The organism is Saccharothrix saharensis (assembly GCF_006716745.1).
GTDB lineage: Bacteria > Actinomycetota > Actinomycetes > Mycobacteriales > Pseudonocardiaceae > Actinosynnema > Actinosynnema saharense.
The window spans coordinates 6,583,200-6,596,843 of the sequence record NZ_VFPP01000001.1 but is presented as its reverse complement, the minus strand read 5'-3'; the positions used below and the strand labels follow the sequence as shown (position 1 = coordinate 6,596,843).

Annotated in this window: 11 protein-coding genes; 5 read left to right on the top strand and 6 right to left on the bottom strand. The window is 72.6% G+C overall.

Annotated features, from left to right (window positions below):
- Positions 1-101 precede the first annotated feature (101 nt).
- Entirely contained in the window at positions 102-425 is a 324-nt protein-coding gene (locus tag FHX81_RS30110) for a hypothetical protein (protein ID WP_141981591.1), read from the top strand.
- 366 nt (positions 426-791) lie between these two features.
- Here the strand turns inward: FHX81_RS30110 and FHX81_RS30105 are convergent, their stop codons facing one another.
- The 3 genes from FHX81_RS30105 to gndA form a co-directional block, all read right to left on the bottom strand.
- Positions 792-2,996 (bottom strand): SulP family inorganic anion transporter, encoded by a 2,205-nt coding sequence (locus FHX81_RS30105; RefSeq protein WP_141981589.1) that lies wholly within the window; start codon positions 2,994-2,996, stop codon positions 792-794.
- A 316-nt stretch (positions 2,997-3,312) separates the two neighbouring features.
- A complete protein-coding gene (locus FHX81_RS30100; protein ID WP_141981587.1) occupies positions 3,313-3,930 on the bottom strand; it encodes a rhomboid-like protein in 618 nt (205 codons plus the stop codon).
- A 24-nt stretch (positions 3,931-3,954) separates the two neighbouring features.
- Complete coding sequence (gene gndA / locus FHX81_RS30095; RefSeq protein WP_141981585.1) at positions 3,955-5,394, bottom strand: NADP-dependent phosphogluconate dehydrogenase; 1,440 nt, start codon at positions 5,392-5,394, stop codon at positions 3,955-3,957.
- A 122-nt stretch (positions 5,395-5,516) separates the two neighbouring features.
- Here gndA and FHX81_RS30090 point away from each other — a divergent pair, with 122 nt between their 5' ends.
- Together FHX81_RS30090 and FHX81_RS30085 are read left to right on the top strand one after the other, a co-directional pair.
- Entirely contained in the window at positions 5,517-6,524 is a 1,008-nt protein-coding gene (locus FHX81_RS30090) for a LacI family DNA-binding transcriptional regulator (protein WP_141981583.1), read from the top strand.
- A gap of 165 nt (positions 6,525-6,689) precedes the next feature.
- On the top strand, positions 6,690-8,570 hold the full coding sequence (locus FHX81_RS30085; protein ID WP_141981581.1) for a ricin-type beta-trefoil lectin domain protein: 1,881 nt from the start codon (positions 6,690-6,692) through the stop codon (positions 8,568-8,570).
- 105 nt (positions 8,571-8,675) lie between these two features.
- On the opposite strand, the gene FHX81_RS30080 is transcribed toward FHX81_RS30085, so the two are convergent.
- The gene (locus FHX81_RS30080; RefSeq protein WP_141981579.1) at positions 8,676-10,442 is read right to left on the bottom strand and encodes a sigma-70 family RNA polymerase sigma factor; all 1,767 of its coding nucleotides are present in this window, start codon (positions 10,440-10,442) and stop codon (positions 8,676-8,678) included.
- Positions 10,443-10,511: 69 nt separating this feature from the next.
- Positions 10,512-11,114, bottom strand: a complete 603-nt coding sequence (locus tag FHX81_RS30075; RefSeq protein WP_141981577.1) for a LysE family translocator — start codon at positions 11,112-11,114, stop codon at positions 10,512-10,514.
- Between the two features lie 59 nt (positions 11,115-11,173).
- Between FHX81_RS30075 and FHX81_RS30070 the strand changes: the two genes are divergently transcribed.
- Entirely contained in the window at positions 11,174-11,680 is a 507-nt protein-coding gene (locus tag FHX81_RS30070; protein WP_141981576.1) for an Lrp/AsnC family transcriptional regulator, read from the top strand.
- Positions 11,681-11,690: 10 nt separating this feature from the next.
- Entirely contained in the window at positions 11,691-13,076 is a 1,386-nt protein-coding gene (locus FHX81_RS30065) for a pyridoxal phosphate-dependent decarboxylase family protein (protein ID WP_141981574.1), read from the top strand.
- On the opposite strand, the gene FHX81_RS30060 is transcribed toward FHX81_RS30065, so the two are convergent.
- Positions 13,066-13,626 (bottom strand): Uma2 family endonuclease, encoded by a 561-nt coding sequence (locus FHX81_RS30060; RefSeq protein WP_141981572.1) that lies wholly within the window; start codon positions 13,624-13,626, stop codon positions 13,066-13,068. The genes FHX81_RS30065 and FHX81_RS30060 overlap by 11 nt on opposite strands.
- Positions 13,627-13,644 lie beyond the last annotated feature (18 nt).

Sequence of the window (13,644 nt, the reverse complement as noted above, 5' to 3'; positions counted from 1 at the left end):
AGCAAAGTGACGTCATCCATTCGTGTACTGCAACTTGCAGCCGGCCGGACGCGGGAACAGGCTGCGGTGAGCACACCGCCCCCAGGGAAGGAGCGCTGAAGGTGTCCACCACCGTCTTCAGCCAGCTCGACCGGTCCCTCCGAGAACACCTGGCCACGCTGGTCCGCCTCGCGTCGACCGGCGACGACGAGACGGCGGTCGAACTCGCCCGCTGCGAACTGCCCAGGGTGGTGACCGCGGTCAAGGCCCTCCTCGACGAGCACACCCCCGACGAGCACGGCCGCTGCCCGACCTGCCGCACCCGCCGCTGGAGCCGCCGCCTGCCCTCGCCGTGCCGGGCGTACCTCGGCGCGCAGCTCGCCCTCACCGTCGGCGGCGACGAACCGTCCGGCGACCACCGTAAGCACCTGCGCAGCGTCGGCTAGCACCCAGCCCGGTCGGGCGACGCACCTCCCCCGCAATCGAGCCCCACCAGCGCCGCCCGACCTCATCCGAGCCCCCACCGAACCGATCCCGTGCCCCCGACCGGGGCCGGCTCGGTGGGCGGGCTCGGCACGGGGTGGTCGGTCCGGTGAGGGGGCCGACCACCCCGTGTTCAATTGCCGCTGCTCCGCAGACGGCGGGCGAGGTCGCCTGGAAGTCGACCGTTCGCGCCCTGATTTCCGACGATCGAAAAGCGTGATCGTCGGAAATGAGGACGCGAACGGTCGACGCGACCTCGCGGTCACGGGGGCAGGGAGCAGGGCAGGGGGTGGGGCAGGGGGTGGGGCAGGGTGGAGGAGCGGTGGGGGTTAAGCGTGGACCGGGTGGAGGTCGTCGCGGGTCGGGTCGACCAGGTAGACGCGGGCGGTGGAGATGTCGAAGTACATGCCGACCAGGCGCAGGGAGCGGGTGGACACGGCCTCGCGCACGCTGCGGTAGGCCATCAGGTTGTCCAGTTGCTGGGCGACGTTGGCGACGGAGAGGCGTTCGACCACGGGGAGGTCGGACCCGCCCGCGTGGAAGCGGATCAGGCTCGGCTCGACCGCCTTCAGCCACGTGTGCAGGTGGGTGCCCGGCCGGGTCGAGCCCTGCACGACCGCCTTCATCGCGCCGCAGTCCGAGTGGCCGCACACGGCGATCGTGTCGACCGCGAGCACCTCCACCGCGAACTCGATCGCCGCGCCCACCGAGTCGTCGCCGTCCAGCGGCACGAGGTTGCCGATGTTGCGCACGCAGAACAGGTCACCCGGACCGCTCGTGGTGATCAGGTTGGGCACGACGCGGGAGTCGGCGCACGTGATGAACAGCTGGCGCGGGCGTTGGCCGCGCGCGGCCAGCTCGGCCAGGAACGGGCGGACCAGCGGCGCGGTGGTGCGCTCGAACTCGCGCATGCCGCGGATCATCGGGTCGACGTCCGCACGCGGCCGCGGCACGGTCACGTGCCGGTGGCGCTGCCAGTGCGACCACGGCGCGAACCACCTCGGCAGCGGTGACAGCGGTGTCTTGCGCAGCGCGGGGATGCCCCTGGTGGCCTTGCTGAACCAGGTGTCGTGGACCTCGTCCACCTCGACGTGGCCGCCGAGCCGCTCGTAGCCGACGCGCCAGTCGTCGATCGCCTCGTACGCGCCGTGGTCGAGGAAGTCGATGTGCAGCTCCAGGACGACGCGCTGCCCCAGCGGGATGGCGCGCAGCCCGCGGACCAGGCGCCCGGCCCCGAAGAACACCAGCGAGCCGCGGATCACCACGCGCCATCCGTCGGGCTCCTGCTCCACGCGCACCGAGGCGCGGGTCAGCCGGTGCAGCGACCGCAGCGCCGCCAGCGCGACGCCCAGCAGCACGCCCTCCACCAGGCCGAGCACCACCACGCCCACGAGGGTGACCGCGTAGGCGGAGAACTCGCCGTGCCGCCACAGCGCGCGCATCCGGCGCACGCTCACCAGCCGCACGCCCACCACCAGCAGCACGCCCGCCAGGGCGGCCAGGGGGATCAGCTCCAGCACCGAGCCCAGAGCGATCACGAACAACGCGATCCACACGCCGTGCAGCACGGTCGACGCGCGGGTGCGCGCGCCCGCGGCGACGTTGGTCGAGCCGCGCGCGATGCCCCCCGCGATCGGCAGCCCGCCCAGCGCGCCCGAGACGGCGTTGGCGGTGCCCTGCGCGATCAGCTCGCGGTCGAGGTCGGCGCGCGGCCCGGTGTGCAGCTTGTCGACCGCGACCGCGGACAGCAGCGACTCCATGCTGGCCACCACGGCCACGGTGAGCACGGCGAAGGCGATCCCGCCGAAGCCGCCGGACGGCAGTTCCGGCAGCACGACCTGGCTGAGCACCTCGCCGGGCAGGTGCACGCGGGCCACGTCGAACCCGCTCGTCGCGACCGTCGCGACCAGCACGGCCACCAGCGGCGCGGGCACGACACAGGCACGCGGCACCCGCGGCCACAGCACCAGCACGGCCACCGTCAGCGCGCCGACGAGGACGGCCGACCACCGCACCTCCATCGTGGCCACCCTGGTGAGGTTGTCCGGGACGGAGGTGGCCGCGGTGCCGCCCAGCACGACGGCCAGTTGCCCGACCGCGATGCTCAGGCCGATGCCCGCCAGCATGCCGTGCACCACGGCGGGCGAGAGGGACAGCGCCATCCGGCCGAGCTTGGCCAGGCCGAACAGCAGTTGCACGGCGCCCGCGGCGAGCGTGATGGCCGCGGTGGCGGGCCAGCCGTACTCGGCGACGAGCCCGCCGGTGATCACCACCAGGCCGGTGGCCGCGCCGCTGATCTGCAGCGGCGCGCCGGACAGGGAACCGGCCACGACGCCGCCGACGACGCCGGAGATCAGCCCGGCCATCAGGGGCGCGCCGGTCGCGGCGGCCACGCCGAGCGAGAGCGGCACGGCGACCAGGAACACCACCACGGACGCGGGCAGGTCGTGCCGCAGCACGGTGCCGAGACCACCCGGAGGGCCTGCCGTGGTGTGCTCACCCGCGTGGGACTTGTTGGGGCGCGGTCGGTTCATGCCGGGGCCAACCTTTCGGCAAGGGGGTATCGCCCCACGCGGTGCGCGGGGTGTCGTCGCTTCCGGAGAAGGGGTGTGCCTAGTGACGCGCTAAGGGCGGCAACAGGCGCGGCCAGAAGGCGGCGAGTCGGAACTCGGCCCCGGCGCGGTGGTGAGGGTTCGCCACGGTGGCACCTCCGTGTCGGCACAAGGTGTCGGCACAGCCCGCGTCGCACAGGTCGCGTCCGGACCATGATGACGGAGGAGGTGGGCGGTCTGACAGCCGTTCCACCCGGACGTGTTGATCACGAACGGGTCGTCACCCCTGGTGACGGACCTACCGGCCGACGGCCGCGTAGGCGCGGCCGACCGCGACCGCGCCGCCGCACAGTCCGAACAGGACGGCCGCCACGTGCCCGACGGCGGCGAACTCGGGTACCCAGCCGAACCACTCGGCACCCGCCAGGGGGTACGCGACGAGCAGCGCCAGCCACGGCACGCGCAGCACCACCGGCCCCAGCACGGTGATGGCGCCGGCGGCGGTGAACGCCACGTAACCGGCACCGACGTCGACCACGGCGGTCAGATCGGTCGGGTAGACACCCGAAGAGATGACGAGGGCCGTGACGAGGACCGCGCCGACGTGTCCGATGAGGACCACGGCGACCGCGCGCCACGGCCCGACCTCGCGTTCCAGCACGCCGAGGCAGACCAGCACGGCGACCACGGCCAGGGCGGTGGCCACCAGCCCGTCGCCGACGGGGTCGAGCACGAACGCGCTGCCCAGCACCGCGTTCACCGGGTGGTCGGCGAGGTTGGCCGCGTTCGTGCTCAGCGACGCCCGCACCTGCGCGGACATCCCGTCGGCGAACACGAACCGCATCAGCAGCGCGAGCCCCGCCACGGCCGACAGGTAGCCGGCCGTGACGGGGCGGCGCCGGAAATGCTCACGCACCCGGCCATGATCGGGCCGGTGGTCTCAGGCGTCCACTTGAGACCTGTCACCCGACCAGAGGGTGTGGAAGCTGCCCTCGCGGTCGGTGCGGCGGTAGGTGTGCGCGCCGAAGAAGTCGCGCAGGCCCTGGATGAGCGACGCGGGCAGCCGCTCGGACCGCAGCCCGTCGTAGTACGCCAGCGCGGACACGAAGCCGGGCGCGGGCACGCCCGCGGTCACCGCCTTCACCGCGACCCGCCGCCACGCCTCCTCGGCCGAGCGCACCGCGTCGCGGAAGTAGTCGTCCACGAGCAGCGAGGCCAGCTCCGGGTCCTTGTCGTAGGCCTCGCGGATGCGGTCCAGGAACCGGGCCCGGATGATGCAGCCGCCGCGCCAGATCGTGGCCATCGCGCCCAGGTCGAGGTCCCAGCCGTACTCGGCGCTCGCCGCGCGCATCTGGTCGAAGCCCTGCGCGTACGCCACGACCTTCGACGCGTACAGCGCCTGCCGGACGTCCTCGACCAGCGAGTCGGTCGCACCGCCGACGACGTCGGCGGACCCGAACGCGGCCCGCACCGCCTGGCGCTGGCCCGCCCGACCCGACAGCGACCGGGCGAACACCGCCTCGGCGATGCCGGTCACCGGCACGCCCAGCTCCAGCGCCTCCTGCACGGTCCAGCGGCCGGTGCCCTTCTGCTCGGCCTCGTCCGCGATCACGTCGACGAGCGCGGCGCCGGTCGCGGCGTCGACGTGGCCGAGCACCTCGGCGGTGATCTCGACCAGGTAGGACTCCAGGTCGCCGGTGTTCCAACCGCGGAAGACCTCGGCGACCTCGGCGGGCGCCAGGCCGCCGACCCGGTGCAGCAGGTCGTAGGCCTCGGCGATGAGCTGCATGTCGGCGTACTCGATGCCGTTGTGCACCATCTTCACGAAGTGCCCGGCGCCGTCCGGCCCGACGTGCACGCAGCACGCCACGTCGTCCACCTTGGCCGCGATGTCCTCCAACACCGGCCCGAGGTGCCGGTAGGACTCCTTCGACCCGCCCGGCATGATCGACGGCCCGTTGAGCGCGCCCTCCTCGCCGCCGGAGATGCCCGCGCCGACGAAGTGCAGCCCGGCTTCCTTCAGCGCGGCCTCGCGCCGGCGCGTGTCGGCGTAGTGCGCGTTGCCGCCGTCGATCACCATGTCGCCGGGCTCCAGCAGCGGCACCAGCTCGTCGATGACGGCGTCGGTGGGCGCGCCCGCCTTGACCATGATGATGATCTGGCGGGGTGTCTGGAGGCTCGCGACGAGCTCTTCCAGGGTTCTGGCCGGCACGAAGTCGCCCTCGTGGCCGTGGTCGGCGATCAGCGCTTCGGTGCGGGCGTGGCTGCGGTTGTGCACGGCGACGCGGTAGCCGTGCCGGGCGAGGTTGCGCGCCAGGTTGCTGCCCATGACGGCGAGCCCGGTGACGGCGATCCGCGCGGGTGCCTCGGAGGTGGTCATCCGCACAGCCTGCCGAAATCCGCGCGCGAGCGCACCTGTGCCGAACCCCTCGATGCCAGGCGGGTCGGACTACGCCCGGTACCCTGTAACATCCTGAAACAACGGGTGGAACGGGGGCGCGGATGGCCAGGGCGACGGTGCGGGACGTGGCACGGGCGACCGGGCTTTCCATCGCCACGGTGTCCCGGGTGCTCAACGGGCAGGCCAACGTCGCCGAGCACACCCGCGAGCTGGTGCTCAAGGCCGTGGCCGGGTTGGGCGGGGAGGCGCCGCGGACGCGGGGCGCGAAGCCGGCGGGCCCGGTCTACGTGCGCTGCCCGTACCTGCTCACCGACTACTTCGGGCTGATCGTGTCCAGCGTCGCCGAGACCGCGGCCCGGCACGGTCGGCAGGTCGTGCTGAGCGCGGGCGTGTCGGCGCAGCGGGAGTCGGCGCTGCCGGGTCTCGCGGCCCGCTCCGACGTGGGCGGCGCGATCCTGATCCTGCCGCCGGAGCCCGCCGAGGAGCTGGTCCGGCTGCGGGACCGCCGGTTCCCGTTCGTGGTGGTGGACCCGCGCACCGAGCTGCCGCGCGACGTGGCGTCGGTGTCGGCGGCGCACTTCGCGGGCGCGCGGCGGTTGATGGCGCACCTGGTGGAGCTGGGCCACCGGCGGATCGGGATCCTCGGCGGGCCCGCCGACTGGCAGGCGAGCGACGGCAGGCTCGCCGGGTACGCGGCGGCGTTGTCCGACGTCGGCGTGCTGCCGTCTGCCGAGCTGCTGCGGCACGTGGACGAGCCGACCGAGGAGGACGGCCACCGGGTCGCCCGCGAGCTGCTCGGCCTGGCGGACCGGCCCACGGCGCTGGCCGCGTTCAACGACAAGATGGCGGTCGGCGCGTTGCGGGCGGCCCGCGAGCTGGGCCTGGACGTGCCGGGTGACGTGTCGGTCGCGGGGTTCGACGACCTCGACCTCAGCCGCGCCACCCGGCCCGAGCTGACCACCGTGCGGCAGCCGTTGCAGGAAATGGGCCGGATGGCCGTGACGCTGCTGATGCGGCTGCTGGACCGGCACGAGCTGGAGGCGCTGCACGTGGAGCTGGCCACGGAACTGGTGGTCAGGGCGTCCACCGGGCCCGCGCCGCACGTCTGACGTCCCGCGTTCCACCCCTGGTTCACGGTCTTTACCGGTATAAATCCGCGCTCTTGACACGCGTTCGGCCGGCTTGTTTCCTTCACGTGCGGACAAGTTCCACAAATGTTCCACATTGTTTCAGACTGCCGACCCCTGCCCACAACGTCGTGAAAGGAGTCCGGGGTGCCCTCTTCCCACCGTCGGGCTTTCACCAGCGCCGGCATAGCCGTGGTCACCGCCGCCGCCGCCCTCGCCGCCTCCCAGCCCGCCGCGGCCGCGGGCGAGACCGTGACCGTCCACCTGACCACCACCTCCGACAGCGGCGGCCGGGTCGTCACCCGCGGCCTCCAGCAGCAGCCGTCCGTCGCTTTCGGCACCAACGGCGGCGGCGCGACCCACACCATCACCGTCAACGAGGGCACGACCTACCAGCAGTTCGAGGGTGGCGGCGCGTCGATCACCGACACCACCGCCTACCTGCTGCGCGGCGGCCCGGTGTCGGCCGCGACGCGGGACGCGGTGATGCGCAAGCTGTTCCACCCGGTCGACGGCATCGGCCTGTCGTTCGTGCGCAACCCGATCGGCGCGTCGGACCTGTCCCGGCCCGGCAACGTCTCGCTCGACGACACGTGCTGCGACCTCAACGACTGGGGCGCGAACGGCTACGACACCGACGTGCGGCTGCTGACGCAGCAGGCCAAGCAGCTCAACCCGCAGCTGCGGGTCAAGGGCGTGCCGTGGAGCGCGCCGGGCTGGATGAAGGACAACGGCCGCATGGACCAGATGGGCTGGCTCAAGTGGGAGTACGCGCCGATGTACGCGCAGTACTTCGTCAAGTACGTGCAGAGCTACCAGGCCGCGGGCATCCCGGTCGACTACGTGTCCGTGCAGAACGAGCCGAACTGCTGCCAGGCGTCCAACCCGACCGCGATGAACTACCCCGGCATGAGCTGGAACCCGGCGGGCCTGGTCGAGTTCACCAAGAACAACCTCTACCCGGCGTTCCGCGCGGCCGGCATCACCACCAAGGTGCTGGTGCACGACTGGAACTACGGCGACTACGCCAACTTCGGCTCCGGCGTCCTCAACGACGCGGGCGTGCGCAACGACCCGCTGTTCGGCGGCATCGCCTGGCACGGCTACTTCGGTGACCCGGCCGTCGGCACGCAGGTGCGCAACCAGTACCCGAACGTGAAGCAGTTCAGCACCGAGCACTCCGGCGGCACGTGGATCTCGAACCAGCACAACGAGGACATGGCCGACATCGTCAACTACGCCCGCAACCACAGCTCCAGCCTGGTGAAGTGGAGCCTGGCGCTCAACCAGAACATGGGCCCGCACAACGGCGGCTGCGGCACGTGCACCGGCCTGATCACCGTGCAGGAGGGCGGCTCGCGGGCCGGCCAGGTGGACTACACCGTCGAGTACTACACGACCGGCCACCTGACGAAGTTCGTCAAGCCGGGCGCGTACCGGATCGACTCGACCGCCAACGGCACCGTGCAGAACGTGGCCTACCGCAACCCCGACGGCTCCAAGGCCCTGATCGCGCACAACGGCGGCACGTCGGCCCAGTCGATCCGCGTGAACTGGGGCAACCAGTCGTTCACCTACACCCTGCCCGCCCGCACCTCGGCGACGTTCACCTGGCAGGGCACGCCCGGCTCCGGCAACCCCGGCGGCAGCGGCGGCGCGATCACCGGCCTGGCCGGCAAGTGCGTCGACGTCGCGGGCGCGAGCAGCGCGGACGGCGCGGCCGTGCAGCTCTACACGTGCAACGGCACGGCGGCCCAGCAGTGGTCCCGGCCCGGTGACGGCACGCTGCGCGCGCTGGGCAAGTGCCTCGACATCAAGGACCGCGGCACGGCCGACGGCGCGCAGTTGCAGCTGTGGAGCTGCGGGGGCGGCGCGAACCAGCAGTGGACCTACACGGCGGGCCGCGACCTGGTGAACCCGGCGACCGGCAAGTGCGTGGACGTCACCGGCAACACCAGCGCCGACGGCACCCGGTTGCAGATCTGGACGTGCACGGGTGGCGCGAACCAGAAGTGGACCATCGCCTGACCGCTGCCGGTCTCGCGTCGCCGTGCCCGGCCCGCCGCTGCTCGACCAGCGGCGGGCCGGTACCGCGGAGCGCCCGTCGCCGCACGACCGGCTCCGGGCGCTCGCCTAACCGGTGGCGCGGTAGGCCTCGCCGGCCCGGTTCGGCGTCCCTCCGGGCAGGTACAGCCCCGTGCCCGGTTTGTCGGCGGGGAGCGCGAACCACGCGTAGCGCTCCAGGTAGGGCAGGTCTTCGAGCATCCGCGACGAGGCGCCGGCGAAGTCGGCCAACTGCTGCGCGTCGGGGTAGCGCACGCCGCCGCCGGAGAAGTCCATCAGCGAGTACTCGGTCAGCCAGACGGGCAGGCCGTAGCGGGCGTGCACGGCGTCCAGGTAGTCCTCCAGGTGGCCCACGGCGGCCGGGCCGAAGTCCGAGCCGTACCAGTGCAGCGTGATGAAGTCGACCCGCAGGCCGCGCTGCCGCGCCCCGGCCAGGAACCGGTCGAGCCAGCCGCCCGCCCGGTCACCGCTGTGCGCGACGGCCGGGCTGCCCAGGCGCATCCCGGTCGCCTGGAGCTGCGGCCAGAGGTCCAGCGCCTGGTCCACGGTCATGTTCGACTGCTCGGCGAGGTCCGGTTCGTTGAAGCCGAGCAGGGTGGTGCCCTGGCCCCGGACCGCCTGGAGGTTCGCCGGGGTCACCGCCTTCGCGCCCCAGATCATCGGCACGTACTCCACGCCGGCGGGCGGCTGCACGTTCTCCCTGGTCGGGGCCCAGTTGTAGAACCAGCCCGCGCCCACGTCGGACAACGCCGCCGTCACGCCGTCGAAGTGCCAGGTGCTGACGCCCTTCTTCACCGACTTGGCGACCGGTTGGACGACCGGTGCCGGCGCGGTGGTGGTGGTCGTGGTGGTGGTCGTCGTCGTCGTGGTTGTGGTGGTGGTGGTGGTGGGGATGGTCGAGGGCATCCGGGTGGTCGTGACGGCGACCGGGGCGGCGACCGGTGTGGGCGGCGTCCGGTCACCGGGCAGCAGCACGACCGCGCCCACCACCGCCGCCACGGCCGCCGCCGCGACCAACGGCTTGGTCGCGGCGCCTGCCCAGAAGCCCTTCTTCGCCACCACGACGAGCGGTTCCGCGCCTAGGTCGAACCCCGCGGGCAGCGGCACGAGCGGGATCCGGGCCAGCAGGCCGTCCACCGCCGCCAGGTCGTCGAACCCGCGAACGCACCGGGCGCACTCCCGCGCGTGCCGCACGATCCGCTTGCGCCACAACGCGCTCGGCCGCCCGTCCCAGTCGGCGACGACCTCGGCCAACCCGCCGCAGCGCGGCAGGGCGAGCACCCGCACGACCACGCGCGCCCCGTCGAGCTGGGCCTTCATCCGCTGCACCCGCACGGCCGCGTGCTGCGGCGTGAGGTCCAGCGCCTCGGCCAGCTCGGCGCGGGTGATCCGGCCGACCTGCTCCATCCACCACAGCGACAGCAGCTCGCGCTCGTCGTCGCCGATCCACCGGGTGGCCGCCAGCACCTCGCGGCGCTGGCCGGTGAGCTGGAGCCGGGTGACGGCCAGGTCGGCGAAGTCCGCGCCGGGGTCGGGCAGGTCGGCCGGCTCGGCGTCGGCGAGCGGCGCCCGGCTCCGGTGGTGGTCGCGCACCTGGTTCATCGCGATGGCCAGCAGCCAGGACCGGAACGCCTCGGGCTCGCGCAGCTTCGGCAGGCCGTGCAACGCCCGGAGCATGGTCTCCTGCACGACGTCGTCGGTGTCCGGGTGGCCGGCCAGCGCGTGCCCCACCACGTTGTAGACCAGCGGCAGGTAGGCGGCGACCAGCGCGTCCAGCGCCCCCGGCTCGCCCCGCACCGCGGCCGTCACCGCCGCGGCGTCCCCTGGTGTGCGCATACCGTTCCTCTCCGCCGGGTCGGGCCTTACCTCACCGGAGACTCCTCGGCCGCGCCACGATAACGAGAATCAGGCGGCGAGCACCGAAGCCGCCATGCCGATCAGCGCCGTGCCGCACAGCCGCTCGAACACCGGGCGCACCTTCGGCCGCGTCAGCAGCGCCGCCAGCCGTCCCGCCAACGGCACCACCGCGGCCCAGAAGCACGCGAACACGCCCACCGCGACCGCCGAGAGCAGCGCGGCCTGGGGCAGCGGCGGCGCGGACGGGTCCATGGCCTGCGGCACCAGGCTCAGGAACGTCAGCATCACCTTCGGGTTGAGCAGGTCGCACAGCAGGCCGCGCAGGAACAGCGACCGGTCCGACTTCGGCGCCCGCCGGATCGGCCCGCCGCGCCGGGCCGCCCGCAGCGTGGTGACGCCCAGGTACAGCAGGTACAGCGCGCCCACCGCCTTGACCGCGAGCAACGCCGCCGGGGCCGCCGCGACCAGCGCGGACAGGCCCACCGTGGCCAGCAGGGCGTGCACGAGCAGCCCGGTCACCACGCCCGCCGCCGTCAGCGCGCCGTAGCGCACGCCGCGCACCGCGTTGCCGGTGACCAGCACGAAGTCCGGGCCGGGCACGACGGTGATGACCACGAGGGCGAGCAGGAAGGAGGTCCAGGCGATGTGCACGGCGGCATCGTGCGGCAACCGTTCGGGTGTATTCCACCTGACGGTTACAGTGTTCGGTTGTGAGCGAGACAGCCGAACTGGATTCGGTCGACTGGCTGATCCTGGAGGCGTTGCAGAACGACGCGACGCTGCCGAACCGGAGCCTGGCCGAGCGGGTCGGCATCGCGCCGTCGACGTGCCTGCAGCGCGTGCGCCGGCTGCGGGACCTGGGCGTGATCACCGGGTTCCACGCCGTGGTCGACCCGCGGACCACCGGGCTGCCGCTGGAGGCCGTGGTGTCGGTCAACGTGCGGCCGCACACCCGGCCGGTGGTGGCGGCGTTCCGGCGGTTCGTGATGGCGCAGCCGGAGACGCGGTCGCTGTTCCACGTCAGCGGGCAGGCGGACTTCCTGGTGCACATCGCGGTGGCCGACAGCACGCACCTGCAGGCGTTCCTGATGGACAAGATCGCCTCGCGGGCGGAGGTGCGGAACCTGACCAGCTCGGTGGTGCTGGAGCGGGTCGAGACGCGGGCCCTGACCCCGCCCGACGACCAGCGCCCCACCCACCGCAGGCGGCGCGTATAGATTTCCGGCCATGGACCCCGACGAGTTCCGCCGGATCGGCCACGAGGTGGTCGACTGGATCGCCGACTACCGCTCGCGCGTCGAGGACTTCCCGGTCCGGTCGCCGGTCGAGCCCGGCTGGGTGCGGGGGCAGCTGGCCGGGCTGCCCGAGCGGGGTGAGGGCTTCGCCGGGCTGCTCGCCGACCTGGACCGGGTCGTGCTGCCGGGGACGACGCACTGGCAGCACCCGGGCTTCTTCGCCTACTTCCCGTCGAACGCCTCCCTGCCGTCCGTGCTCGGTGACCTGCTGTCGTCCGGGTTGGGCGTGCAGGGCATGTTGTGGTCCACCTCCCCCGCGGCGACCGAGGTCGAGCAGCACCTGATGGACGAGCTGGTCGGCGCGTTCGGCCTGCCGTCGTCGTTCGTCGGCGGTGGTGTCATCCAGGACACCGCGTCGTCCGCCGCGCTGGTCGCGATGCTGGCCGCGCTGCACCGGGCGTCGGGCGGGAAGTGGCGGCGGTCCGGCGTGGACGGGACCGAGACGGTGTACGTGTCGTCGCAGACCCACTCGTCGCTGGAACGGGCCGCGCGGATGGCCGGGCTCGGCGAGCAGGCCGTGCGGGCGGTCGACGTGGACGCGCGGATGGCCATGCGGGTGGACGACCTGGTGTCACGCATCCGGTCCGACGTGGCCGAGGGCCGGCGGCCGGTGCTGGTGTGCGCGACCGTCGGCACCACGGGCACGGGCGCGGTGGACCCGGTGCGCGAGATCGCCGCCGTGTGCGCCGAGCACGGCATCTGGCTGCACGTGGACGCCGCGTGGGCGGGCCCGGCGGCGCTGTGCCCGGAGTTCCGCGACCTGTTCGACGGCGTCGACCTGGCCGACTCGTTCACCGCGAACGCCCACAAGTGGATGCTGACCGCGTTCGACCTGTCCCTCTTCTGGACCGCGCACCGGGACGTCCTGGTCGACGCCCTCACGATCCTGCCGGAGTACCTGCGCAACACCGCCACCGACTCGGGCGCCGTCACCGACTACCGCGACTGGCAGATCCCCCTGGGCCGCCGCTTCCGGGCGCTGAAGCTCTGGTCGGTGCTGCGCTGGTACGGCCTGGAGGGCATCCGCGACCACCTGCGCGGCCACGTCGAGCTGGCCACCCTGCTCGAATCCTGGGTCGAGGCATCCGACGACTGGGAGCTGGTCGCCCCCCGCACCCTGTCCCTGCTGACCATCGCCCACCGCTCCGGCGACACCGCCACCCGCGCCGCGATGGACCACGTCAACGCCTCGGGCCACGCCTTCATCACCCACACCGTCGTCAACGGCCGGTTCGCGATCCGCGTGGCGATCGGCGCGGAGGCGACCAAGGAGCACCACGTGCGGGCGCTGTGGGAGGCCCTGCGGCTCAGGGGTTGATCAGCGCGTCGAGGTCGACGGTGATCGGGTAAGGCTCGGGGACCTCGACCTTCCCGGTGCCCTGTGCGATCTGCTTGTACCTGCCAGCGACCAGGCTGAACGCGATGAGCGTGGCCGGCTCGTCCAGCTCCACCACCCAGTAGTGCGGGATACCGACCTTGGCGTACTCGATCGGCTTGAAGACGCGGTCTGTTCGGCCCGTTCCCGGCGACACGATCTCCACCGCCAAGTACAGGTCATCGGGGTTGAACCGACTCGGGTGCTCCCAGTAGCGCTCGGCCGGCACCACTACGACATCCGGTGCGCGCAGCGAGAGCGGAGGCCCGGGGTCTATCACGACATCGACGTCCTGGACCGCCACCACCTCCGCGGGCAGTTGCTCTTTCAGGCAGCTACGGAGGTTCGCCATCGCCACTTGGTGCTTCGGTGCCGGCCTGGGTGCCACCAGCAAGACTCCTTCGACCAGCTCGAAGTGGCGCGACTTGTCCTCCGGAAGCGCGTCCCACTCCTCAAGCGTGAACAAGTGGTCAGGCCAGGGCATGGTGCTCATCGCGGCCACCTCTCTTGC